Below are 24,216 nucleotides of genomic sequence, written 5' to 3' on the forward strand. Positions count from 1 at the left end.
TTATACCAACTACCGTCGAGGGCTCGACGAGTGACCTAATTTACATACAAAATTTTACAAAAATGGTATCGAATATTTTCATCCTATTCGCTTTTGAGTTAGCTCAATTCGATTAACTTGCAAAGTTTAGTCCATTAAGAATTATCGTTAAATTGACCTTTTGCATTCGTCAATATGAAAGTATCTCCAAGTCAACCTTTTCAAATTATTTACACCCTATTCGAACACCAATATTTGGGGTATTTGTTCGAGTCTTTTGTGATTCAACTCGACGGAGAAGGGAGACTTACCTTCTCTCATCAAAACATCTCAGCAAAAAATGCTAAGGAGTTTGACAAAGGGCTAGATGAAAACGACTACGAACTCATCAAGTTGATGGATTCTATGCAACCAGATGTGGTGGCTAAAAAATACGACAGAAAGAAATCAAAACCGGATGACTTCTTTTTGAAATGTTTTGACGAGCAGTCAGGAGATGAACATGCACAACAAGAAATCAAAAACTATGTAGAACGAAGAAGGGCAAAGATTATGCCTTTGATGCATGGCAAGCGATTATTTGAGATGGGCAATGATGGAGAGCCGGCTTGGAAGGAAATTGAGGTACTCAATGAAAAGGCTACCGTGCTTTTTCACTTTCGTAGAAACGAAGAAAACACGCACTACTTCCCTACCATAAAGTATGGTGAGGAAAAAATAGAGTTCCAATATAAAGGTGCTTACATCTTGTGCAACGACCCCGCTTACATTGTGGTGGAAGACAAACTATATAGCTTTCAGAAGAATGTAGATGCCAACAAAATCAAACCATTCCTCAAAAAGAAATTCATAGCCATTCCAAGAAAAATTGAGGACAACTACTACCATAAGTTTGTTGCTCCACTGGTGGCTTCTTTTGATGTGTATGCCAAAGGTTTTGATATCAAAACTGAAACCTCGGAGGTCAAACCTATGCTCTATTTTTCTGAGTTAGCGTCGAATGGCAACTCCATGGAGCTATTTGATTCTAATGGCAATGGAGCAGTAGAGGTTGAATCCAAGATCTTGTTCGAGCTAAAATTCAACTATGGGGACCATCACTACAGTGCCGAGCACATGAAGGAAGTGAGCGTACATGTAGAGAAAGAAGAAGACAACTACACCTTTCATAGAATTAAGCGGAATCTCGATAAGGAAAAGAAATTTGTAACATTCCTGGCCGAAACGGGCCTTCCTCTGAAACATGCCAGGTCTACTATGGAAACTGCGAAAGCATTCTCATGGATTCAGAGCACAAAAAAGCTACTAGAAGATTCCGGTATTACTTTAAAACAAAACGGAAAAGGAGAAAAGAAATACTTCTTAGGTAAGTCAGAAATGACTGTAGAAATCAAAGAGAATATTGACTGGTTCGATATTCATGCAGTGATCAAATTTGGTGAATTCGAAATTCCATTTCATATCATCAGAAACTATATCCTGAAGAAAAAGCATGAAATAGAATTGCCAAATGGCGAAATCGCTGTAATTCCAGAAGAGTGGTTTACCCAATATTCAGAGTTGATGGCTTTTGCCGACATAGGCGAAGAGGAATCACTACAACTACAAAAGCACCACATTTCTCTAGTTAAGGATCTGGATGAGTCCAATCTGGCACATCTCCAATTAACCAACAAACTCGAGCGACTTCGTGATTTTGACTCGATAGACAATTATGATATTCCGGCTGGGTTCAAAGGTGAGCTCAGGCCTTATCAGCGTGCCGGCTTCAACTGGATGAAGTTTTTGAACGAATACAGATTGGGCGGTTGCCTGGCAGACGATATGGGTCTAGGTAAGACTGTTCAGACTTTGGCGCTGCTTCAGTCAGTACATGAACGGGAAGATAATGGAACGAGTTTGCTAGTAATGCCAACCTCATTGATCTATAACTGGGAAAAAGAGGCTGAGAAGTTCACACCTGCACTTAAAATATTGAATTACACGGGTGTTAAGAGAAATAAGGACACTAAGGAATTTGCCAAATATGATCTGGTCATCACTTCCTATGGATTGATTAGGCAAGACATAGATTTGTTAGCTGATTTTCATTTCAACTATATCATTCTGGATGAATCACAAGTCATAAAAAACCCTGAATCAAATATTTCGAAATGTGTAAGGGATTTGAACTCCTCTTACAAATTGATTTTAACCGGTACTCCGATTGAGAACACCACCATGGACTTATGGTCTCAAATGACTTTCCTAAACCCGGGCCTTCTGGGAGCAAAGTCCTTCTTTAGAAATCAGTTTCAACAACCTATCGAAAAGAAAAACGACGAAGAGAAAACCAAGAAGCTTTATACCATTATAAAGCCTTTCCTACTGAGAAGACACAAATCTCAAGTAGCGACCGACCTTCCCGAAAAGATAGAAAACGTGCGGTACTGCACCATGTCAGAAGCGCAGGAAGAAGCTTATGAAAAAGTGAAGTCGGCCTACAGAGACAAAATCATGGAAGAAATTGAGTCTGGTGGCATAGGTAAATCTCAGTTTATGATTTTGCAGGGCTTGACCAAATTGCGTCAAATAGCCAATCACCCTTACCTGGCTGATGATGAGTACAAGGAAGATTCTGGCAAACTGGAAGATATCAGTTACATGCTAGAAAATGCGATCAATAAGAACCATAAAATTCTAGTGTTCTCACAGTTTGTAAAGCATTTGAAAATTGTATCCAACTACCTTGAGGAGCAAAACATCAAATACTCGTATCTGGACGGTAGCACCAAAGACAGACAAAAGGAGGTCGAGAATTTCCAGAATGATAAGAGCATTAAAGTTTTCTTGATTTCGCTTAAAGCTGGTGGACTGGGCCTTAACTTGACAGAGGCAGAATATGTCTTCCTGCTCGACCCTTGGTGGAACCCTGCCATAGAAGCTCAGGCCATTGACAGAGCCCATAGGATAGGTCAGAAAAACAAAGTTTTCACCTACCGGTTTATCACAAAAAACACAGTAGAAGAGAAAATATTGAAGCTGCAACAGAGCAAGCAAAAACTCGCTGATGATTTAATCACTACTGAAGAAAGCTTTGTGAAAACATTGACCAAGGATGATATAGCTGGGCTACTAGATTAATCCTCAAAGGCAGCAGAGAACATAAATGAACTCGCATTTTTAATCCGCTGACTAGGATAGATGCCTTGAGCAATAATGATCATTTTATACGCTTCTCGATGAGCGTTGTTATTGAATTGCTTCAATGCTTGATTGTAGTAATGCAGACCAGCAAGCTGTCGGAGATTGACTACATTGTCAATATAGGTAGCTCCTTGGGTAGATTTCTCATTACTGGCCAATCCCGTCATAGCCAATTCGGTATTGATTCGGATGGACTCCTGATTGACAAAAGCTCTTCGTTCTGCAATTTCCTTTGGGTCCCAGGCAAAACCAGCTAATGCATCCGTGGACTCAAACAAGTATACTTTACCTCCTGCATAGGCCACTAAATACACGTGATAATCTGTTTCATGGACTTGGTAATCGATACCTAGCTCATCCAAAATCAGAGCATAGAGCGCCGTCCCAGTTACACAGTCATATTTCTTTTCTTTCTTGAAAATTTCACTGAAGGTCACGTATTGTTCGTATTCCCCTAGCATCTTCCTGTGAACGGTGTAGAAAACATGCTTTAAGAACATAGCATCAGATTTAGCCGTTGCCTTCTTTTCTTTCAGTTTGTTAACTATAGCTGCATAGTTTTCCTCATAAGATTTTACCTCCTCAGGTGCCAAATCATCAAACTCTGATCGAATGAACAGGCCAAGCTTCGTTTCACTAGATAGATACTTCTCTCCTGTGGCCTGCGAGGTAGTCGCATGCAAGGTTAAAAGCACCAAACCAAGGAGAAACTTGTTCATTTCAGCAATTGCATTTACTTAATGTTAATTCAATGTTACGTAATTGTTAACAAATATACTAACAGAATTCTAGCATTAGCGCGAATGACGCTACTTTTTAGCCCACCATCACGTTTTTAGCCACATAAATAGACATCTTACTGAAAACAACTGCATTTTTCACTTAGCCTTCATTATCTTTCTTGGCTCTTAATTAAACATTCACACATTATGGCCAATCCGTTTCAGTCTCAATTTGACAAGCAAAAAGTTAGAAGTTTGGAGCTTCGAACAGAACCTATCGAGCATCGAAGAAAAAGGCTGAAATCTCTCAAAACCTGGATTTTAAACAACAAGGGTAAAATCAGAGAAGCGCTTCACGCTGACCTTAGAAAATCAGCTACAGACACTGACATTTCGGAAATATTCACCGTCACTACCGAAATCAATGATGCACTCAGCCACCTCCACCAGTGGGCTAGACCACAACGCGTTTCACCCGGCATGACCTATCTCGGCACTGCAGGTAAAATACAACCCGAGCCTAAAGGGGTTTGTTTGATTATTGCCCCCTGGAACTTTCCTTTCAACCTCATTGGAAGTCCGCTGGCTTCATGCCTCGCGGCCGGAAACACAGCTATGCTCAAGCCATCAGAAAATACACCAGCCACTTCGAAATTGATTAAAGAAATGGTAGAAGATGTATTCGAACCTGAGGTAGTAACAGTGATAGAAGGCGCCATACCAGAAACCACCGCATTACTTGAATTACCATTTGACCATATCTTCTTTACTGGTAGTACGAATGTGGGGAAAATAGTAATGGGCGCTGCGGCAAAGAACCTGAGTTCTGTCACACTTGAACTCGGTGGTAAATCTCCCGTGATCATAGATGAAACAGCCAATGCCGATGACGCGGCCAAGAAAATAGTCTGGGGCAGATTTACAAACAATGGCCAGACCTGTATTGCTCCAGATTACATATTCATAAGCGAAAAAGTAAAAGACAAGTTTGTAGCCTCGGCCAAAAAATACGTTGCCGAACTGTTTGACAGCAAAAGTGAAGGCCTATCTCATACACAAGACTATTCCAGGCTGGTAAATGTAAAACACGCTAGTAGATTAGTGGAGATTCTCGATGAAGCCAAAAACTCAGGTGCCCATATTGAATTTGGAGGCACACACAATGCGAATGAAAAGTTCATCGAGCCCACCTTACTGTCCAACATCGATGAATCCAATCGCATCTGGCAAGAAGAAATTTTCGGCCCTATTATGCCTATGAAAATCTATCGGGATATTGATCAAGTAATTGATCACATCAATCAAAATGATAAGCCGCTTGCGCTCTATCTTTTCTCAAGAAGTCGAAAAACGAAAAAGCGAATAACAAAAGCTACCTCTGCCGGGTCCATGGTGATCAATGATGTGGTGGTTCAATACGCTCATCCAAATTTACCATTCGGCGGAGTGAATCACAGTGGAATTGGCAAATCTCACGGCAAATATGGCTTTATGGAATTCTCAAATCAGAAATCTGTCTTGAGTCAGCGCATTGGCCTTACCAATGCCCTTCTTTTTTACCCTCCATTCAATGGATTCAAGAAATGGGTGGTGAATTTTATGATTAAGTGGTTCTAAAAAGTGACATACATCATTTCGATGTAGTCATTAGTATCATAGGAAGGCACCTATTGATTTCACAATTTTAATACATGAATGTGAGAGTCAAATTTCTGGGTGGTGCTGAATCAGTTACAGGGTCGAAATATTTGCTTGAAATTGATGATTTCAAATTATTAATTGACTGCGGTCTTTTTCAAGGGTTGAAAGAGCTTAGGCTTAGAAACTGGGATTCGTTTCCAGTTGACCCTGGGAGCATTGATGCCATAATTATTACTCATGCACATATTGACCATTCCGGTTACTTGCCGTTATTGGTAAAAGAAGGATTTTCCGGCCCGGTATATTGTACGAGCGCTACGGCTTCACTTCTCGAAATCTTACTTAAGGATGCGGCCAAATTGCAAGAAGAAGAAGCTGAATTTGCCAAAAAGAAAGGATATTCCAAACACGACCCTCCTAAGCCATTATTTACTGTCAAAGATGCCGATCAGGCGCTTACACTATTAAACAGTGTAGAATATGAAAATTTAATATCCATTAACCCAACCATTCAGGCGACTTTTTCCGATGCTGGTCATATTCTAGGATCAAGCATCGTATCTCTTGATATATTTGGTTCAATTCAAAAAAAGACCATCGTATTCTCCGGTGATTTAGGCAGATATGACCAGCCGCTATTGTATGATCCCGCCTCGATCAAAAAGGCCGATGTTTTATTCGTAGAATCTACTTATGGAGATCGGTTGAATCAAGAAGAATCACCAGCAAACAAGTTAGCTGAAATCGTCAATCAGGCCTTTGAGCAGCAAGGTTGTCTACTTATTCCATCTTTTGCAGTTGGCAGAACACAGCTCTTGCTTTACTATTTTCATCATTTACTGGAAAAGAAACTAATACCTGATTGTAAAATTTATATAGACAGCCCGATGGCTATCAATGCTACCTATTTGCACAAAAAACACAGAAAAGATCATAAGTTAAGTGTTGGTAAAAATGAGCACGCGTCCATTTTTGATGATAGCCATTTTCAGTATTACAAATCACAGGAGTCTTCCACCAACCTGAACAACATTGACAAAGGAGCTATCATTATCTCTGCCAGTGGTATGTGCACCGGAGGTAGAATTCTTCATCATCTATTTCACCGACTCCCAAGAACAAATGACACATTGCTTTTTGTAGGTTATCAGGCAATAGGTTCCAGAGGAAGAAAAATCCTAGAGGGAGATGAAACATCTAGGATTTTCGGATTGGAAGTTCCTGTAAAATGTCGCATAAGACATTTAGATGGACTTTCAGCTCATGCTGATCAAGCCGAACTCATGCGTTGGGTTAGCCAAATCAACCCTCCTCCAAAGTATACATTTGTGGTTCATGGTGAGCCGGAGAGCTCTACCACATTTGCCAAAAAAATAAATAGCAGTTTAGCATGGCCAAACGTCTTAGTTCCTCAATATCTCGAAAGTATTGAGCTCTTTCGTGGTATCTAATTAATTGACATTCTCATTTCCACCAAATGCTTTTTGAAGCCTGCCTTTTCGTAGGCACGAACGGCTGGTTCGTTGTCATCATATACCTCTAAACGGATTTCATTGATGCCTCTGGATTGACTCCAACTTTTCAACTCGTCCAGTATTTGAGTGATAATACCTTGGCCTCTGTGGTCAGGTTTTACAAACATAAAACCGAGATAGGCAAATTTTTTGTGTGATTGAAAATCTTTGCCATCCTTGATATGAGCATAGCCCGATGCCACCACTTCTCCTGCTACCTCAGCTACTAATACTTCCGCTTGGTCCGACTCAGTGAGTGCTTTCAAGTCATAATAATTGATATGGCCGGATTTCAAAGTTGGATCGAATGGCCTTTCTGCCTGGATAATACCTTGCTCAAACTCGTATAATATAGGCAAGTCCTCTAGAGTTGCTGGCCGGATAGTAATATTATTCACATGGTGTTTTTTGATGTTCTTAATTTACGCTCAACCAAAGAATATAGTTATTCTTTCCGTTCGTAAATCAATTTCCCGCGCTTATCCCATTCACGAATGATATAAGGCTTGAATTCATCATCAAAAGGGTCTTTGGAATAGACAATCTCACGTTTTCTTCGATTTCTTATGTCATAATATTCACGCCAAAGCCCCACCTTATGATCAAAGTGGTATTCGCCTACAGCAGCTAGGTTTCCACTTTTGTGAAAGGCATAATAGTTCCCTTCTTTCTCCCCAAAGTGAATAGGGATTATTTCTTCGAGCTGTTTCTCCTCCTTATTGTGGTATGCTACCAAAGATTCTTTTGGCCAACCTTTGTAGTATTTTTCCTTGGTCTGTAGAATGTTGTGTTTATTCCAGGTAGACCATCGGCCATGCTTGGTACCCATATAGAATATGCCTTCTTCTATGACCTGATCTCCCAGCATTTTTTTGTAAGGCCCATGCAAAATCCCTGCATTATTTTTATCTATTTTTCTAGACCTAATGATCTTCCTTTTTCTGAAGTCATACCAATAGATGTCCCTAACATAGGGCAATGGTTCTTCATACTCTTTAAGCACCGTAAACAACTCAGTTACCGTATTCCCGCCAAAACCTTGTCTGGTAAATCCCTTTCGGGTCTTTTTTCCATAAAAGACATTCCGTTTAGGTTTTTTCTTCTTTGGTTCCAGAATACTCTCCAGGTCCGTGGCATCCAAGTCTACCGTGAGTGGTTTCTCGTATTGAGATTCAAAATCATCATCAGTATAGTCTTGAGACTGTGCATTAAACACGAGCCCAATAAGCATCACAAGAAGACTGTATGGTAAAAGACTTTTGCTCATAATTTTTCAACGGCAACACCTTTCATTCATTGCCAAATTCAAAGCTATAAAGATGTGTCTAAATAAAAAACCTCTGAACGAATCGTCCAGAGGTTTATATCTATTAAATATAGGCCGTGGCCTAATTATTTACTCCGCGCTGATAGCTACAGACCGCTTGATGAAGCTAGTCAGTGCTGATCCTTCTAATAATCCTTGAGAAAGGAGAGCCAAGTCATAGGCCTGACGAGCCAATTGCTCTTTATTCTCTGCCTTTTTAGCTTTTAAGATTTTAGAAACCAAAGGGTGGTTAGCATTAACTGCCACAGTATACTGATCAGGCATATCACCCATCATCATCATGCCGCCTCCGCCTTGCTTCTGCATATCCTTCATTCTTCTCATGAACTCAGGCATAGTCACAATCACAGGCATTTCATCAGCAGCCAGCGACTCTACATTCACTGTTGAATTTTTGTCATCGATTGCTTTTTCGAAAAGCTCCTTTGCTGTTTCTTTTTCTTTGTCAGAAAGTACAGACTCCACTTTTTCGTCTTTATCGATCAGCTTGTCTGCAGTTTCAGCATCCACACGCTTCAATTGTGTTTTCTCTAATTTATGCTCTAGCGTTCCGATGAAGTGGCTATCCAAAGGTCCATCGAATTTCAGTACGTCATATGACTTATTTTTTACCGACTCAATGAAGGCATGTTGCTTCGCTGGGTTAGTGGCATATAGATAAACCAGGTTGTCATCTTTGTCCTTTTGAAGGGCTGAAGTTTTTTCTTTGTATTCATCGAAAGTAAAACACTCACCTTCAGTATTTTCTAACAAAGCAAAATCCTTGGCTTTGTCATAAAACTTCTCATCGCTGAGCATACCGTACTTCACGAACAGTCCGATATTCTCCCACTTGTCTTCGAACGCTTTTCTGTCTTTCTTGAAAAGCTCATTCAATTTGTCGGCTACTTTCTTAGTGATGTAAGTGTTGATTTTCTTGACTGCACCATCCGCTTGCAAGAAACTTCTCGAAACGTTCAATGGAATGTCTGGCGAATCAATCACCCCATGAAGCAACATCAAAAATTCAGGCACGACATCCTTCACTTCGTCAGTAATAAACACCTGACGAGAATACAATTGGATTTTGTTCTTCTGTAATTCCAACTCATTCTTCACCTTAGGGAAGTAAAGAATACCTGTCAAATTGAAAGGATAGTCCACATTCAGGTGAATCCAGAACAAAGGCTCTTCCGAGAATGGATACAACTCTCGATAGAATGCCAAATAATCTTCATCTTTCAACTCCGATGGCGACTTCGTCCAAAGCGGCGTAGGGTTGTTGATGATGTTATCTTTCTTTACAGTTTTGTATTTCGGCTTACCGTCTTTGTCTTCTCCATCAGGAACACTCTCGTCTTTTTGTCCAAACTTGATCTCTACTGGCAAGAACTTACAGTACTTCGTTAGAATACCTTGAATTCTGGCTTGATTCAAGAACTCTTCTGACTCCTCATTGATATGAAGAATGATGTCTGTTCCTCTCTCTTTTCTTGTACCTGCAGTAATCTCGAATTCTGTGCTACCATCACAAATCCAATTTGCAGCTTCTGCTCCATCTACATGAGATAATGAGTTGATTTCTACTTTATCAGCTACCATAAAGGCTGAGTAGAACCCGAGTCCAAAGTGACCAATGATTTGTTGCTCGTCGCCTTTGTCTTTATATTTTTCAACAAATTCAGTAGCCCCAGAGAATGCAATTTGATTGATATATTTTTTGATGTCCTCAGCAGTCATACCAATACCCTTATCAGATATTGTAATGGTCTTTGCTTTTTCATCGAAGCTCACTTCAACTGTCAAATCGCCAAGTTCGCCTTTGTACTCTCCCATGCCAGACAATTGCTTCAACTTTTGAGAAGCATCTACAGCATTGGAAACTAACTCTCTCAAGAAGATCTCATGATCTGAATAAAGAAATTTCTTGATGATTGGAAAAATATTCTCGGTGTGAATCGAAATATTACCTTTCTCTTGCATGATATATTTTTATTTAATGAATTAAAGTTTGATCGGATTACTCCGGTGATGGGCATTCAACAAATGCCATTCCAAAGCCTATAAAAAAGAAATCCGCGACAGATTGTCAGCGGATTAGGATTTTTTGACAGCATACTCGTTTAAATTTGCCGCATTTATTGCCATAGCCGTCAAGTTAAGAAGTTGTTTATGGTCTTAAACACATTTTGTTTTCCGTTTTTGGTTTCAGTGAGATATTTTCTATCAGATCGGATGAGTAATTTTTTAAACCAGTATTCTAGGGGTTGGTCTTCAAAAACAACTTTCTTGAGGTCATTAGATAGCCTAAAAGCTGTTTTGAAAAATTTATTCTGACTGCACCGTATAGCCATTCCTTGGTCAAGCAAGCCCTGTTCTATTAACCTGAAGGCTTGATAGTGGAGCATGATCCAGATAAAGCGGGCAATAAGCTGGCACTGGAATCTTTCCTGTTTCATAGCTTTCATTTTGTCAATTCGGGCTTGTGATTTCCAGGCTTTGAATACAAGTTCGATTTGCCAGCGGGTGCGGTATATGCCTTGAACCTGTGAAGTGGAAACCCATGCTTTTGGCACATTGGTTATAAATATGTTCAGCCATGCCCTTGTTTTATACTCTTTACTGACCTTGTGTCTACCATGGGCTGCTCTTTCAGCCCTCAATAAACGTTGTTTGTAAACCTGCTCGGGCACTTTTGCAACAATCATTCGCATCGGCATATCTGCGATTTTCACCTCCAGCTCTAAAGCAGGCAATGTGTGTTTGTTGAGTTTTCTCAATATGGCAGAAAAGTCGATTGGAGCCTGGTCCACATCCTGAACGCCCCACCTGCTGTTTAAGCGGTTCAGGAAATAAGCCCCTTGTTGGGAAACATGCTTCAGATAGTGCTGGGTCACATAGCCCAAGTCCCGAACCAAGAGGTCTCCCTTTTCGATATCGCCCAGGGTTTGCCTAGAATCTGTTTGATCATTACGGCAGGCTGCCGTCAATTCCAGCCTTTGAGTGACATTGGTAAGCAAATCATATTCATACTGGATACTGATCTGGGCCTTGCTGCCTTGGCCTCCATGACCTTTGAACGTTTTGGCATAAGCCTCTGGAAGCGTGTACCGTGTAGAATCTTTGACCATCACCCGATTGAACCGCTTAAATTTGTTTTGTTCAGATGGGTTCAAATTCAGCTGCCCAGCCAGCAATTGGCTAAGCAAAGCACTCATAAATTCGACAGCCTTGATATTGAACCGCTCTTGGACGGCTTGTTTTGAAATAGACAAACCATGTTGCTCAACAAAACCATTGGCCAGATCCTCAAGGCTCACTTGATCTAGGTACTGATCACAAAAAAGAAGTAGATCAAGGAACTTAGATGCGTCCAAACGTGACTTACGCTGTACAAAGCCACTCTCCCTGGCCAAAAGATCAAGTTTCTCTTTAGAAAAAATCTTATTTAAACAGCCTGAAAAACAACTGGCCTTAGCCTCAATTAGTTGTGAAATTTCTTGTCGGTTCTTCCCCAAACAGTATTTTTGAGAAAGAAAAAAGGCAGGTCACTAATACATCAAAAGCCCGCCTTTTTGTTCATTTAAAAATCAAACAAATATGGGGAAGAACACTAGGTATTCCTAACTGGGATACCATGCCCAAACCACAAATTCAGTCGAGAAAACCTTAGCTTGACGGCTATGGCAACAGGTGCGGCATCTCTCACTAATAGTACTGCTAAATTTTCAGGTAGATCGCGCAACAGGTGCACGAAGTTATAATTAACGAATTCTATCCGCAGACCGAACCAGCTTTTCGTCTCTTCGAATAAAACGGTTTGAAAGCAAATTGAACAGTAAAGCTGACACACCAAGGTAAAAAGCAAAGAGGTAATTGCCCTGTTGTGTAGGAGCCACCATACGTTCTGCTTGATAAACATGGTACACAATGAGTCCCATAGCACCTCCCATAAATAGAGAGTTTAATGCACCTAGTTTCATCTGCAACAACCGATTGTCATATTTGAAAATCGAATAGAGTGCAACCCCAGCTGCCAGGATAGCTAGGATGGCGATATAAAATGTTTGTCCTTCAGTGATAATGGCTATTTCGCCGGTTTCAATGTCTTTTTTGGTATGTGAAAATTTCAAAGCGGTCAATTCGACCAATTCATTTTTCTCTCCGTCAAGCTTATTCCAGATTGGAAAAAACAACATAGTAATCATACAGGCGGCCACGCCAAATAAAAATATAGATTGAACTCTTTGTATCATAAGATTTGAAATTTGGGCAAAAGTAGAGAATTGTTGCTCAATTTCTAGACTTGGAAATAGAATTTGATTAGTCTACGGACAACTCGGATTTAGCGGATTCTTCTTTCGGTGCTTTCTCCTTTTGTTCTGTTTTTATAGCCTTTGCCATCAGACTTTCATTTTTGGCTTCATCCAGATTACTCAAGTATTCATTGATACGCGACCGTACTTCCTGAGTAGACAAGTTATGTTCGAATTCACCACTTCGAGCAGTAGTCAATTGACCAGTTTCTTCAGAAACAATAACTACTAAAGAGTCAGTAGTTTCAGACATACCCAGCGCCGCACGGTGACGAAGTCCAAATTGGGCTGGAATGTCGTCTCTTTCCGATACAGGAAGAATACATCTGGCAGCCACCACCCGATTATTATTAATAATGATTGCGCCATCATGCAGAGGAGATAACTTATTGAATATGGCTAGAATAAGCCTTTTGGAAATTTTGGCTTCCAAGCGATCTCCAGAATCAGCGAAAAATTTCAATTCAGAGCTTCTGGAAAATACAATCAATGCGCCTGTATTGGAACCAGCCATGTTTTTGATCGCATCAATAATTGGGGATACATCCAAGTGGTTCTTGTCATACTTTTCTTGCCAAAACTGCTGAACATTTTTAAGGATATTACCTTCCTCAAAAACAGTGGTTTTGCCCAATAACAACAAGAATTTCCTGATTTCCTGCTGGAACAATACAATCACGGCAATAACCCCAACACCCATGAACTGACCAAGAATGATACTGAGAAGCTCCATATCCACGGCCTTCACCACCAGATAGATCAAGTATAGAAACAGGAAACCAAGGAAGATTTTAATAGCTACGCTTCCTTTCATCAATTTATACACGTGGTACAAAAAGAAGCTCACAAATAGAATGTCAAAAACATCTACCCAGCCTATTTCTAAAAATCCAATTTGAAATCCTAATATCATTTCTAATTCTTTGTCATTGCTTCGTAAAGCTTAATCGTCTCTTTGGCTTCCTTCACATCGTGTACTCTCAAAATAGAAGCTCCATTCATCAAGCAAGCCATATTGAGTGCTGTCGTACCATTAAGTGCTTGGTCCGGCGTAATTTCCAGTTCTTTGAAAATCATAGATTTTCGAGACACTCCGCACAGCATCGGCACATCTAATACCTTCAGCAGACTCAACTTATTTAATAACTCATAGTTCTGCTCTTTATTTTTAGCAAAACCAAAACCTGGGTCAATAATAATATCTTTAACCCCCAAGCTCTTCAACTCATTGACCTTCGCATTAAAATAATCAATAATCTCGGAAACCAGGTGGTTATAGTCGGTAAGATTAGCCATCGTCTGCGGATCACCCTTCATGTGCATCATAATGTAGGGTGCATTTACTTCAGACAAAAGATCATACATTCCTTTATCCAGATTCCCACCAGAAATATCATTTATGATACAGGCACCGTGCTCTAAGGCACCCTTGGCGACAGTGGATCTAAATGTGTCTATTGAAATAACAGATTCAGGAAAATGTTTCAAGATACTGTCGATACCATCAACGGCCGCCTCCCATTCGTCGCGCATAGGAATATCTGTTGCACCCGGACGACTGGAGTAAGCGCCTACATCCAAAATATCCACCCCATCTTCCAGCATCTTTTCGACTTTAGTCAGCAAATCGCTGTCTGATTTGATCTTACCCCCATCATAAAAAGAGTCTGCAGTCAAGTTGATGATGCCCATTACCTTGGGTGATGACAAGGCCATCAATTTTCCTTTTACATTTATGAATTTAGACTCGGTCATTAATTTCTGAAATAGTTTGTTGCCAGCCATTTACGCCTTAATTTTAGCCGTTCAATTCAATAAAATCAGACGAAATAGTGGAAGAAAAAACGGTAGGCGAATATACTGAAGTTATAAAGGCTTGTAAAGACATTTTTGAAAAGAAAACCAAGGATTACGGTACGGCCTGGAGGATTTTAAGAGCTTCGTCTTTGACCGACCAAATTTTTATTAAAGCGAAAAGAATCCGTTCTATCCAGGAGAAAGGAGAACAAAAAATACAAGAAGATATTGCTGGCGAGTTTGTAGCCATTATCAACTACTGCATTATGGCTATTATGCAGGTAAGAATGAATGGTGATGAGGGTATGGAAATTCCATACGATACGCTAGAGCCCATGTACACTGGCATAGCCAATGAAACGAGAGATTTACTTGCCAACAAGAATCACGACTATGACGAAGCTTGGAGAGACATGCGTGTGTCATCGATGACAGATATCATTTTAATGAAAATATTACGAACCAAACAGATCGAAGACAATCAAGGCAAAACCCTGATCTCTGAGGGTGTAGAAGCTAACTATCAAGACATGATCAATTATTCCGTCTTTTGTTTGATTTTGATGGGATTCAATCAAAAATAAATTCCAGCAATCTGTTAAAAGATTGTTACTGACCAGTAATCTGTGTTTTACATTTTCATTGTTCATTAAATTAGCGACCAAAACAAGCAGCACATGAAAGCAATATTGACCATCGTAAGATTTTTAGTAGGCGGTTTATTCATTTTTTCTGGCCTGATCAAAGTGAACGATCCGGTAGGAACAGCCATCAAAATGGAAGAATATTTCGAAATATTCTCACTAGAGATCGCCAATTTCTTTCACTTATTCGTGCCCTTGGCACTTCCCATTTCCATATTCATGGTAGTCCTGGAGGTAGTCTTAGGTATAGCCTTGATCGTGAACTACAAGCAGAACTGGACACTGAAAGCCTTATTAGCAATTATTGTATTCTTCACTTTTCTCACTGGCTGGTCTGCCATCACCAATAGCGTGACAGACTGTGGGTGCTTTGGCGATGCTATCAAGCTTACCCCATTGGAGTCCTTTATCAAAGATATCGTACTGCTAGTGATGATTATTTTCTTGTATTTGAGTCAACATGCTCCGCAGTCTGAAACGGCAGAAAAAAGAAGCCATTTCATAGTAGGAGGATCACTAGTATTGTCCTTGGGTCTGGCGCTCTATGCCGTGGCTCATTTACCATTTATTGATTTTAGAGCATACAAAGTAGGCAATCATATCCCTACAGAAATGCAACCGTCCGCAGAGTACATATATGAATATGTAATGGAAAAAGATGGAGAAGAATTCAAATTTGAAACTTACCCAACGGACCCTGCTTACAAATTTGTTGCAATGAATCACCTGAACCCTGAAGCAGCTCCAAAGATTACAGATTTTGGCGTTTGGAATGATGAAGGGGATTTTACTTCTGAAGTATTTACAGGTAACAAGCTCTTTGTAGTTTTGTATGATGTCTCCAAATCAGATAAATCCAGCCTATCTGATATCAATGACCTGATTAAAGCCTTGGGAGATAAAATAGAAATCTATGCCTTAACTGCCTCCGACGGATCTACTTTTGAAGCCTTTCAAAAAGAAGTGGGATTAGAGATTCCTTATTACTATACAGACGCTACGGTATTAAAAACCATTACCCGATCAAACCCTGGATTGTGGTTGTTGTCAAACGGAACCGTACAAGGCAAGTGGCATTATAATGATGTGCCTAATAATAGTGAGGTACTGGATTTGGTGAATTAATTCGACAGTTTCTATCCTCAGATTTGTTATTTTGAGGATATGAAAATCAATATACTAATTTATTGGATCACTACTGGTTTAGTTTCAACATTGATGTTGGCTTCAGCCAGCATGTATTTCATCAATACAGAAGAAGTCAAAGAAATATTTGTTCGGCTTAATTATCCAGCTTATTTGGTCATACCCTTGGCTGTTGCGAAAATATTAGCCGTAATTGCGATTGTTTCTAGATGGTCAAAGACATTAAAAGAGTGGGCATATGTAGGATTATTGATCGACTTTTCATTGGCATTTTTCGCACATTATGAAGCCCAAGACGGAGGCCACACTTTAGCTGCTTTTGCGATAATGACGCTCCTAATTTCTTATCTATTTGAGAAAAGGTTATAAAAAAGCCGATTCGCAAAACGAACCGACTTTGATTTGTACTAAAAATGAACTAGATCCTTAATGGAGCCCTACTTCTGATTCATGTCCAACCAAACCAAGGCTGTAAGGTTTAGATGAAACAGACACCTTTTCAATATTCTGTAAATTTTGCAGATTGGCTATAACTAATTGACCATTATCTGGGTCAGTTATATAAACATACCTTGAGCTTGCCGCCATGCTCGGATATATGGCACCGTGTCCGCCAGATGGTTTTTCGAAGGCCGAGATAACCGTACCTGAGGCGGTCTCCGTTTGATCAAACACATCAAATACATGAAGCATTCCGGTTTCAAGCAGGATCAGCACATGACTACCATTTACATCCATTGCACAACGAAAGAGTCCTGAGTAAGTAAACAAGGGACTTATTGTTTCGCTATCTACATTAATCAGATATACCCCATGATCCGAAGTATAACCTACAAATACACCCTCGAACTGAGTTGATAATATGCTACCAAACCATGAGTCGCCAAAAGAATCGGGATGGTCAATTAGTTTTTGAGTTCCATCCTGATTCACTACCAAAATACCTGAAGCCGAGCCAAAGACTGCATGGTTACCATCACTAGCATTTCCATGGATGCCATTTGTGGTTATCTTGGCTTCGTGAGTCAAAGCTCCGGTTTGATCGATAATTTGCACTTGCTCAGGCAAACTACCTTCTATGTCACCAGTCTTTTTTGTCACGGCAATATTGCCATTGTCAAAAATGGCCATGGCACCATGGTGTGGTGTCAAACCAGCATCTAAGACAGTCATCTTTGCTCCGTTTTCAGAAATATCGACCTCATCTGCCAAGAGTAATGTTCCATCTTCGTCATTAAAAGCAAGAAGCAAATCATGACTGCTTTTGAAATGAGTAGGTTTAGCCCCTTCACCAATCATTGGTCCCACCCCAGATTCCCTGAGCTCATCCACATGATTGCCATGTAGTTCCAATCCACTATCAAAATACTCCACCAAATTCTCATCTCTATGTATAATAGCAGCGTAGCGGCCGGTACCTGTTCGGTATATCCTTGACTTAGCATGTTTTGATGTGAATGTTTCTTGGCTTTGGTGGTGATGATTGTACCAATGTAAATCTTGGGATTCTGCATCTGAAATAAGTACGCCAATACCTTCAAATTCTTCTGCCTCAGTCTGAGGCTTTTCATTCTCTTCAGAACATCCAAGTGTCCCAACGACCAACAAACCCATTGGGATAATTTTCTTTATCATGTTATAAGTTTTTAAATGCAATGATGTTGCAAATAAAGCTTCATCAATTGAATTATGCAACTTTGTTGCATTTAATATTTTGATCAAAAAAATACCAGCTCCTCTGAAGCTGGTATCTCTCTACAACAAATACATTACCAAACTACATATGAATTGGCCCTGCATCTGTAGCGGCCAAACAAGCCTCCTTCACGGCTTCCATATACGTAGGGTGCGCATGCGACATGCGAGACACGTCCTCTGCTGAAGCTCTAAATTCCATCGCGGTAACGCCAGCTGCAATCATATCTGCGGCTCTCGCACCTATGATATGAACGCCCAATATTTCATCTGTAGTCTTGTCGGCCAATATTTTCACTACACCATCAGTGTCCATACTAGCTCTGGCTCTGCCTAGCGCTTTGTAAGGGAACGAACCAACTTTATATGCTGCACCAGCTTCTTTAAGCTGCTCTTCCGTTTGTCCTACGCCTGCCACTTCTGGCCACGTATACACTACGCCTGGAATCAAGTTGTAATTGATGTGAGGCTTTTGTCCTGCTAGCTGCTCAGCTACCAACACGCCTTCTTCTTCCGCCTTGTGTGCTAACATAGCGCCCTTTACCACATCACCAATCGCATAGATATTGTCAACCGAGGTCTTCAAGTGATCGTCCGTTTCGATTCTTCCGCCTTTGTCCGTGGCAATGCCCACATTCTCCAAGCCAAGTCCATCGGTATAGGCTCTTCGGCCAATGGATACCAAACAGTAGTCACCTTTCAATTCTAGCACTTCGCCTTTAGGTGTATCTGCCTTCACAGCTACGTTCTTTCCTTTAGCTTCTACGCCAGTTACTCTGTGCTTGAGGTAGAATTTTATACCCAATTTCTTCAAAGACTTGGTCAATTCTTTAGACATCGTTCCGTCCATGCCTGGAACTATTCTATCCAAGAATTCAACCACAGAAACTTCTGCACCTAATCTTCGATACACAGATCCAAGCTCCAATCCGATCACACCACCACCGATGATGATCATGTGCTTAGGAATTTCTTTCAGCTCCAACGCTTCAGTACTTGTGATCACACGCTTCTTATCGATATTGATAAATGGCAAAGATGTTGGCTTCGAACCCGTCGCGATAATTACTTTATCAGTAGAGATAGTCTCTTCTTTTTCGCCGGCTACTTTGATCGTGTTTTTGTCAACGAATGACCCCAAACCATGAAAAACATCAATTTTGTTTTTTTTCATCAAAAACTGAATTCCGTCAGTATTGGCTTTCACCACATCACCCTTTCGGGCAATCATCTGCTTGAAATTTACTTTCGGTGCTGGAATATCAATACCATGCTCTTTGAAGGTATGCTCTGCATCGTGGAAATGATGAGAAGAATCCAACAAAGCTTTAGAGGGAATACAGCCCACATTCAGACAAGTACCACCTAGTGTGTTATATTTTTCAACTATCGCGACCTTCATCCCTAGCTGTGCACATCTTATAGCTGCCACATAACCACCCGGACCTGATCCTATTACTGTTACGTCGTATTTCATTGTGTAAGTATTGAGTACCAAGTAACGAGTACTAAGTACAATGAATTTATTATTTTAATGAAGTAATTAAGCCAAACAACATGCGATGAATTTCATCAATATTTGAAGCCAATTCTTCTTGTTTTTCAATCTCTATATATCCTACTCTCTGTGATATTTGAATTTGTGTATTCAATTCAAATAAAGAGCCTGCTGCAATTGATAAAAATTGAGCAAACTCCTTTTTAGAGTTTCTACCACTTCCTTCAGCGATATTGGATGGAATTGATACTGCACAACGTCTAATTTGACTTATTAAACCAAATTTTTCATCATCAGGGAAATTCTTCACTAAAGCATAGACCTCCTCAACTAGATCCATGGACTTTTTCCAAACTTGCAAATCCTGATATCGGTTCATCTTAGTACTCTAGACTTTGTACTTAGTACACAATTAGATTCCCAACATCAATCTCGCTGGATCTTCCAACAATTCTTTAATTCTCACTAAGAAGCTTACAGACTCGCGTCCGTCAATGATTCTGTGATCGTAAGAAAGTGCCAAGTACATGATCGGTCTGATTTCCACCTGACCATTGATCGCTACAGGTCTTTCTACGATGTTGTGCATACCCAAAATCGCTGACTGCGGTGCATTAATGATCGGAGTAGAAAGCATTGATCCGAAGATACCACCATTAGTTACAGTGAAGGTACCGCCTTGCATCTCGTCAATGCTCAACTTGTTGTCTCTAGCCTTCTTAGCCAATCTTACTACTTCACTTTCTACTTGATTAAACGAAAGTGATTCTGCATTTCTAATCACTGGCACAACCAAACCTTTCGGTGCAGATACGGCAATCGACACATCACAGAAGTCGTTATACACGATTTCGTTGCCGTCGATTTGCGCATTGACTGCTGGCCATTCCTGAAGTGCCTGACAAGCCGCTTTGATGAAAAAGGACATAAATCCTAATCCCACCTCATACTTGTCTTTGAAGGCATCCTTGTACTTTTTACGAAGGTCCATTACTGGCTTCATATCCACTTCATTGAATGTGGTGAGCATAGCCGTTTCGTTCTTTACAGAAACCAAACGCTTCGCTACCGTTTTTCTCAATGGAGTTAATTTTTTTCTGGTTTGCTCTCTTCCTCCACCAAATGCTGGCACGGCTGGAGCTGCTTCTTTTGCTGGTGCCGCTGCGGCTTTAGGTGCAGATTTTTGAGCTGCTTGTGCATCTTCCTTAGTGATTCTACCACCAACTCCCGATCCAGTCAATTCGCCTGCAGCAATTCCTTTTTCAGCCAAAATCTTTGAAGCCGCTGGAGAAGGATGTCCTGCCGCATAGCCAGATCCACCTGAAGCTGGCTCCGTGGCTGCTGCAGGTGCCGCTGACGCTGCTGCAGGAGCAGGTGCCCCGTCCATCACCTCGATTTTACAAATCAAAGCGCCAATTTCAATGGTGTCGCCTTCTTGCGCAACAATCTTCAACACACCACGTGCTTCTGCGGCCAATTCGAAAGTAGCTTTGTCTGATTCGATCTCCGCGATCGGCTCGTCCAATTCTACCACATCACCATCTTGTTTCATCCAAGTACCAATAGTCACTTCGGTGATCGATTCACCCACAGTTGGCACTTTCATTTCCAAAGTTTCACCAGTTTTCCCTCCAGAAGATGGAGTTGAGACTGCGGCTGGTGCAGACTCGGTCTTAGCCACAGGTGCTGCAGACGATGCGCCAGCAGATGCTGTTTCGTCGATAGTACAAACCACCGTTCCGATTTCAATCGTTTCGCCTTCTTCTACTTTGATGGTAAGAATGCCAGCTGCTTCTGCGTTTAGTTCGAAGGTGGCTTTGTCTGATTCCAGTTCACAGATGACTTCGTCCATTTCGACATAGTCACCACTCTGCTTGGTCCATTGCGAAACCGTCACTTCGGTTATCGATTCACCAACGGTTGGTATTTTAACTTCAATCATTTCTTTATTGTTAAATTTTTTAAGTCTCGTTTGAATTATTAGGAGAAAGCCTGCTCAACTAAAGCCTCTTGCTCTTGCTTGTGTACTTTGGCGTATCCCGTAGCTGGAGATGCGGCCGCTTTACGTGAAATCACATCTTTGGTCACTTCTCTGAATACTCTCAATATGAACGACCAAGCACCCATGTTTTCTGGCTCTTCTTGTACCCAGTATACCATGTTTACCTTGTACTTTTTCAACTCAGCCATTACTTGCTTCTTAGGGAATGGGTGTAATTGCTCCACTCTGATGATCGCTACATCTTTACGCTTATCCGCTTGTTGCTTTTCGAGCAAATCGAAATAAACCTTTCCATTACATAGCAACACCTTCTTCACCTTCTTAGGATCCGCATAGTCGTCGCCAATCACCTCTCTGAATTTCCCTTTGGTAAACTCATCCATTTTAGACATTACTAATGGATGTCTAAACAGAGACTTTGGTGACATCAAAATACATGGCATTCTGAATGGCATGGCCAATTGTCTTCTGATCATGTGGAAGTAGTTGGCTGGCGTGGTGAGGTTACAGATATACATATTGTTACCTGATGCCAACTGTAAATATCTTTCAGGTCTGGCATTCGAATGCTCTGGCCCTTGTCCTTCGTAGCCGTGCGGCAATAGCATCACCAAACCATTCATCCTTCTCCACTTGGTGTAAGAACATGAGATGAACTGGTCCACCATCACCTGGGCACCATTTGCGAAATCGCCAAATTGCGCTTCCCATATGACTACGGCATTCGGATCTGCCATGGCATAACCAAATTCAAATCCTAAACAACCAAACTCGGAAAGTAGAGAGTTGTAAATTTTGAAGTCTTTTTCACATCCGTCTATGTGATCCAAGAAGCTATAAGGCTCGTTGGTGTTCATATCACGAACTACGGCATGACGGTGAGAGAATGTACCTCTCTTAGTATCCTGACCAGAAATCCTTACGGTATTATTATCTAACAATAAAGACCCATAAGCCAACATCTCTGCAGAAGCCCAGTTGAGTTCTTTCTTGTCGAAGAACATCTCCTTGCGCTGCTTCAGCACTTTGTCGATTTGCTTCAATGCCTTGAAACCTTTCGGCACTTTAGACATTGCTTCGCCTACTTTCTTCACTGCATCCAATGAAATCGAAGTATCAGGCGACTGATCAAAATCTTCTGGCTTTGAAAGTCTCATTTCTGAGAATTCCTTTTCGCTTTGTTGCAATGTGTACGGCAACTTATCCTGCTTCACCTGATTCAAACGATCCTGAAGCATAGCTTTAAATTCTTTGTCCATAGACTTCGCCAATCCCGCGTCTATGTCTCCTCTATCGATCAGCGACTTATTATAAACTTCCCTTGGGTTCGCATGCTTCGAAATCAGATTGTATAAAGAAGGCTGAGTGAATTTCGGCTCATCTGATTCGTTGTGTCCATGACGTCTATAACATACCATGTCCACAAATATGTCTCTCTTGAATTTCTGACGATATTCAACAGCCATTTTCATGCAGAATACTACAGCTTCAGGATTATCACCATTTACGTGTAGCACTGGCGCATCTACAGTTTTAGCCAAATCTGTACAGTAGATACTAGATCTTGCTTCATCAAAGTCCGTTGTAAACCCTACCTGATTGTTGATAACAAAGTGGATCGTGCCACCCGTGGTATAGGCATCCAACTTCGACATTTGCACGAGTTCATAACCGATGCCCTGCCCAGCTATCGCAGCATCGCCGTGAATCAAAATCGGCATGATCTTAGAATTGTCGTTGCCGTACAAGCTGTCAATTTTCGCTCGAGCGAAACCTTCTACTACTGGATTTACTGCCTCCAGGTGAGAAGGGTTCGGTGCTAATTTTAGATCAACAGTATGTCCTTCTGGCGTTACGACCTGAGATGAAAAGCCCATGTGATATTTCACATCACCGTCTCCCATCGTTTGGTCTGGCACGTAGCCGCCTTCAAATTCGTTGAATACTTGCTCATAGGTTTTACCCATGATATTTACAAGCACATTGAGCCGGCCTCTGTGTGCCATACCCATGACCACTTCCTGAACACCTAGTTCAGCGCCTTTGTTAATCGCTGCGTCTAAGGCTGGAATAGTGGTTTCTCCTCCTTCGAGGGAAAATCGCTTTTGTCCTAAATACTTAGTATGAAGGAAGTTTTCAAAAACAACAGCTTCATTCAGCTTGGAGAGAATTTGTTTTTTCTCATCGAGTGGTGGGTTAAAGTTGAGGGCTTCTCTCTCCACTTTTTCTTTGAACCATTCAAGGATATGCGGCTTTCGAATATACATGTATTCAAAGCCCACAGTACCCTCATATATATCTTTTAAAGAATCAACAATCTTCTTCAATGAAGCCTTTCCAATACCTATAATGCTACCGCACTCAAATTCAGTATCTAAATCCTCCTTAGTCAACCCGAAGTCTTCGATTTCAAGAAGAGCTCTTCTGTCCTTCCTTTGTCGGACAGGGTTCGTATTAGATTTTAAATGACCACGCGAGCGGTAAGCATGAATAAGGTCGCGAACAGCTAGTTCCTTACTTGAAACTCCACTGGCTGTATCACCACCCTCTTCGCCATACTTTTGTAGAGAGAACTCAAAGCCCTCAAAAAATCGTTGCCAAGAAACATCTACAGAATCCGGGTCGGCTTTGTAAGATTGGTACATATCGTCAATCACTCCACTATGTGCATTGGCGATATAAGAATATTTATCCATTGTTAATTTTATCTTTGCTGGCACAAATATAACAGGCTTGTTTAACAATTGAAAACCGTATAATCGTGTATCCG

General features: G+C 40.9%; 19 protein-coding genes. 6 read left to right on the top strand and 13 right to left on the bottom strand.

The window, feature by feature from the left end:
* The first annotated feature begins 174 nt into the window (after positions 1 to 174).
* Positions 175 to 3,102, top strand: a complete 2,928-nt coding sequence (locus R8N23_RS19605) for a DEAD/DEAH box helicase (RefSeq protein WP_318173303.1) — start codon at positions 175 to 177, stop codon at positions 3,100 to 3,102.
* Here R8N23_RS19605 and R8N23_RS19610 read toward each other — a convergent pair.
* Positions 3,099 to 3,884, bottom strand: coding sequence for a hypothetical protein (locus tag R8N23_RS19610; RefSeq protein WP_318173304.1), 786 nt, complete (start codon positions 3,882 to 3,884; stop codon positions 3,099 to 3,101). The genes R8N23_RS19605 and R8N23_RS19610 overlap by 4 nt on opposite strands.
* 210 nt (positions 3,885 to 4,094) lie before the next feature.
* Here R8N23_RS19610 and R8N23_RS19615 point away from each other — a divergent pair, with 210 nt between their 5' ends.
* On the top strand, positions 4,095 to 5,504 hold the full coding sequence (locus R8N23_RS19615) for an aldehyde dehydrogenase family protein (protein ID WP_318173305.1): 1,410 nt from the start codon (positions 4,095 to 4,097) through the stop codon (positions 5,502 to 5,504).
* 74 nt (positions 5,505 to 5,578) lie between these two features.
* Positions 5,579 to 6,979, top strand: a complete 1,401-nt coding sequence (locus tag R8N23_RS19620) for an MBL fold metallo-hydrolase (protein WP_318173306.1) — start codon at positions 5,579 to 5,581, stop codon at positions 6,977 to 6,979.
* On the opposite strand, the gene R8N23_RS19625 is transcribed toward R8N23_RS19620, so the two are convergent.
* From R8N23_RS19625 to folP, 7 genes are all read right to left on the bottom strand, one after another.
* A complete protein-coding gene (locus tag R8N23_RS19625; protein WP_318173307.1) occupies positions 6,976 to 7,440 on the bottom strand; it encodes a GNAT family N-acetyltransferase in 465 nt (154 codons plus the stop codon). The two genes, R8N23_RS19620 and R8N23_RS19625, sit on opposite strands and share 4 nt — an antisense overlap.
* A 47-nt stretch (positions 7,441 to 7,487) precedes the next feature.
* The gene (locus R8N23_RS19630) at positions 7,488 to 8,309 is read right to left on the bottom strand and encodes a hypothetical protein (RefSeq protein ID WP_318173308.1); all 822 of its coding nucleotides are present in this window, start codon (positions 8,307 to 8,309) and stop codon (positions 7,488 to 7,490) included.
* Between the two features lie 129 nt (positions 8,310 to 8,438).
* On the bottom strand, positions 8,439 to 10,331 hold the full coding sequence (htpG, locus tag R8N23_RS19635; RefSeq protein WP_318173309.1) for a molecular chaperone HtpG: 1,893 nt from the start codon (positions 10,329 to 10,331) through the stop codon (positions 8,439 to 8,441).
* 170 nt (positions 10,332 to 10,501) lie between these two features.
* Positions 10,502 to 11,866, bottom strand: a complete 1,365-nt coding sequence (locus tag R8N23_RS19640) for an IS4 family transposase (RefSeq protein WP_318169595.1) — start codon at positions 11,864 to 11,866, stop codon at positions 10,502 to 10,504.
* Between the two features lie 246 nt (positions 11,867 to 12,112).
* A complete protein-coding gene (locus R8N23_RS19645) occupies positions 12,113 to 12,604 on the bottom strand; it encodes a DUF4293 domain-containing protein (RefSeq protein ID WP_318173310.1) in 492 nt (163 codons plus the stop codon).
* Positions 12,605 to 12,671: 67 nt separating this feature from the next.
* Positions 12,672 to 13,577 carry a diadenylate cyclase CdaA gene (gene cdaA / locus R8N23_RS19650; RefSeq protein ID WP_318173311.1) on the bottom strand — a complete coding sequence of 302 codons (906 nt, stop codon included), beginning with the start codon at positions 13,575 to 13,577 and terminating at the stop codon, positions 12,672 to 12,674.
* 2 nt (positions 13,578 to 13,579) lie between these two features.
* Complete coding sequence (gene folP, locus R8N23_RS19655) at positions 13,580 to 14,449, bottom strand: dihydropteroate synthase (protein ID WP_318173312.1); 870 nt, start codon at positions 14,447 to 14,449, stop codon at positions 13,580 to 13,582.
* A 47-nt stretch (positions 14,450 to 14,496) separates the two neighbouring features.
* Here folP and R8N23_RS19660 point away from each other — a divergent pair, with 47 nt between their 5' ends.
* The 3 genes from R8N23_RS19660 (at position 14,497) to R8N23_RS19670 (ending at position 16,620) form a co-directional block, all read left to right on the top strand.
* Positions 14,497 to 15,045, top strand: a complete 549-nt coding sequence (locus tag R8N23_RS19660; protein ID WP_318173313.1) for a DUF1599 domain-containing protein — start codon at positions 14,497 to 14,499, stop codon at positions 15,043 to 15,045.
* A gap of 93 nt (positions 15,046 to 15,138) precedes the next feature.
* Positions 15,139 to 16,230, top strand: a complete 1,092-nt coding sequence (locus tag R8N23_RS19665; RefSeq protein ID WP_318173314.1) for a BT_3928 family protein — start codon at positions 15,139 to 15,141, stop codon at positions 16,228 to 16,230.
* 39 nt (positions 16,231 to 16,269) lie between these two features.
* Complete coding sequence (locus R8N23_RS19670) at positions 16,270 to 16,620, top strand: DoxX family protein (RefSeq protein WP_318173315.1); 351 nt, start codon at positions 16,270 to 16,272, stop codon at positions 16,618 to 16,620.
* A gap of 57 nt (positions 16,621 to 16,677) precedes the next feature.
* Here the strand turns inward: R8N23_RS19670 and R8N23_RS19675 are convergent, their stop codons facing one another.
* The 5 genes from R8N23_RS19675 to R8N23_RS19695 all read right to left on the bottom strand — a co-directional run bounded on the left by R8N23_RS19675 (position 16,678) and on the right by R8N23_RS19695 (position 24,142).
* The gene (locus R8N23_RS19675; protein WP_318173316.1) at positions 16,678 to 17,886 is read right to left on the bottom strand and encodes a hypothetical protein; all 1,209 of its coding nucleotides are present in this window, start codon (positions 17,884 to 17,886) and stop codon (positions 16,678 to 16,680) included.
* A gap of 142 nt (positions 17,887 to 18,028) precedes the next feature.
* On the bottom strand, positions 18,029 to 19,423 hold the full coding sequence (lpdA, locus tag R8N23_RS19680; RefSeq protein WP_318173317.1) for a dihydrolipoyl dehydrogenase: 1,395 nt from the start codon (positions 19,421 to 19,423) through the stop codon (positions 18,029 to 18,031).
* A 49-nt stretch (positions 19,424 to 19,472) separates the two neighbouring features.
* Positions 19,473 to 19,823, bottom strand: a complete 351-nt coding sequence (locus R8N23_RS19685; protein WP_318173318.1) for a four helix bundle protein — start codon at positions 19,821 to 19,823, stop codon at positions 19,473 to 19,475.
* Positions 19,824 to 19,856: 33 nt separating this feature from the next.
* Entirely contained in the window at positions 19,857 to 21,386 is a 1,530-nt protein-coding gene (gene odhB / locus R8N23_RS19690; protein ID WP_318173319.1) for a 2-oxoglutarate dehydrogenase complex dihydrolipoyllysine-residue succinyltransferase, read from the bottom strand.
* Positions 21,387 to 21,424: 38 nt separating this feature from the next.
* Entirely contained in the window at positions 21,425 to 24,142 is a 2,718-nt protein-coding gene (locus tag R8N23_RS19695) for a 2-oxoglutarate dehydrogenase E1 component (RefSeq protein WP_318173320.1), read from the bottom strand.
* Positions 24,143 to 24,216: the final 74 nt, after the last annotated feature.

The sequence above is a fragment of the Reichenbachiella sp. genome, assembly GCF_033344935.1.
Lineage (GTDB): Bacteria > Bacteroidota > Bacteroidia > Cytophagales > Cyclobacteriaceae > Reichenbachiella.

What these genes read in the sequence shown, in the direction of transcription:
- R8N23_RS19695 (WP_318173320.1), bottom strand. Translation starts at nt 24,142, where the DNA reads ATGGATAAATATTCTTATATCGCCAATGCACATAGTGGAGTGATTGAC.
- R8N23_RS19645 (WP_318173310.1), bottom strand. Translation starts at nt 12,604, where the DNA reads ATGATACAAAGAGTTCAATCTATATTTTTATTTGGCGTGGCCGCCTGT.
- R8N23_RS19615 (WP_318173305.1), top strand. Translation starts at nt 4,095, where the DNA reads ATGGCCAATCCGTTTCAGTCTCAATTTGACAAGCAAAAAGTTAGAAGT.
- R8N23_RS19675 (WP_318173316.1), bottom strand. Translation starts at nt 17,886, where the DNA reads ATGATAAAGAAAATTATCCCAATGGGTTTGTTGGTCGTTGGGACACTT.
- htpG (WP_318173309.1), bottom strand. Translation starts at nt 10,331, where the DNA reads ATGCAAGAGAAAGGTAATATTTCGATTCACACCGAGAATATTTTTCCA.
- R8N23_RS19610 (WP_318173304.1), bottom strand. Translation starts at nt 3,884, where the DNA reads ATGAACAAGTTTCTCCTTGGTTTGGTGCTTTTAACCTTGCATGCGACT.
- lpdA (WP_318173317.1), bottom strand. Translation starts at nt 19,423, where the DNA reads ATGAAATACGACGTAACAGTAATAGGATCAGGTCCGGGTGGTTATGTG.
- odhB (WP_318173319.1), bottom strand. Translation starts at nt 21,386, where the DNA reads ATGATTGAAGTTAAAATACCAACCGTTGGTGAATCGATAACCGAAGTG.
- R8N23_RS19605 (WP_318173303.1), top strand. Translation starts at nt 175, where the DNA reads ATGAAAGTATCTCCAAGTCAACCTTTTCAAATTATTTACACCCTATTC.
- cdaA (WP_318173311.1), bottom strand. Translation starts at nt 13,577, where the DNA reads ATGATATTAGGATTTCAAATTGGATTTTTAGAAATAGGCTGGGTAGAT.
- R8N23_RS19685 (WP_318173318.1), bottom strand. Translation starts at nt 19,823, where the DNA reads ATGAACCGATATCAGGATTTGCAAGTTTGGAAAAAGTCCATGGATCTA.
- R8N23_RS19670 (WP_318173315.1), top strand. Translation starts at nt 16,270, where the DNA reads ATGAAAATCAATATACTAATTTATTGGATCACTACTGGTTTAGTTTCA.
- R8N23_RS19630 (WP_318173308.1), bottom strand. Translation starts at nt 8,309, where the DNA reads ATGAGCAAAAGTCTTTTACCATACAGTCTTCTTGTGATGCTTATTGGG.
- R8N23_RS19620 (WP_318173306.1), top strand. Translation starts at nt 5,579, where the DNA reads ATGAATGTGAGAGTCAAATTTCTGGGTGGTGCTGAATCAGTTACAGGG.
- folP (WP_318173312.1), bottom strand. Translation starts at nt 14,449, where the DNA reads ATGGCTGGCAACAAACTATTTCAGAAATTAATGACCGAGTCTAAATTC.
- R8N23_RS19665 (WP_318173314.1), top strand. Translation starts at nt 15,139, where the DNA reads ATGAAAGCAATATTGACCATCGTAAGATTTTTAGTAGGCGGTTTATTC.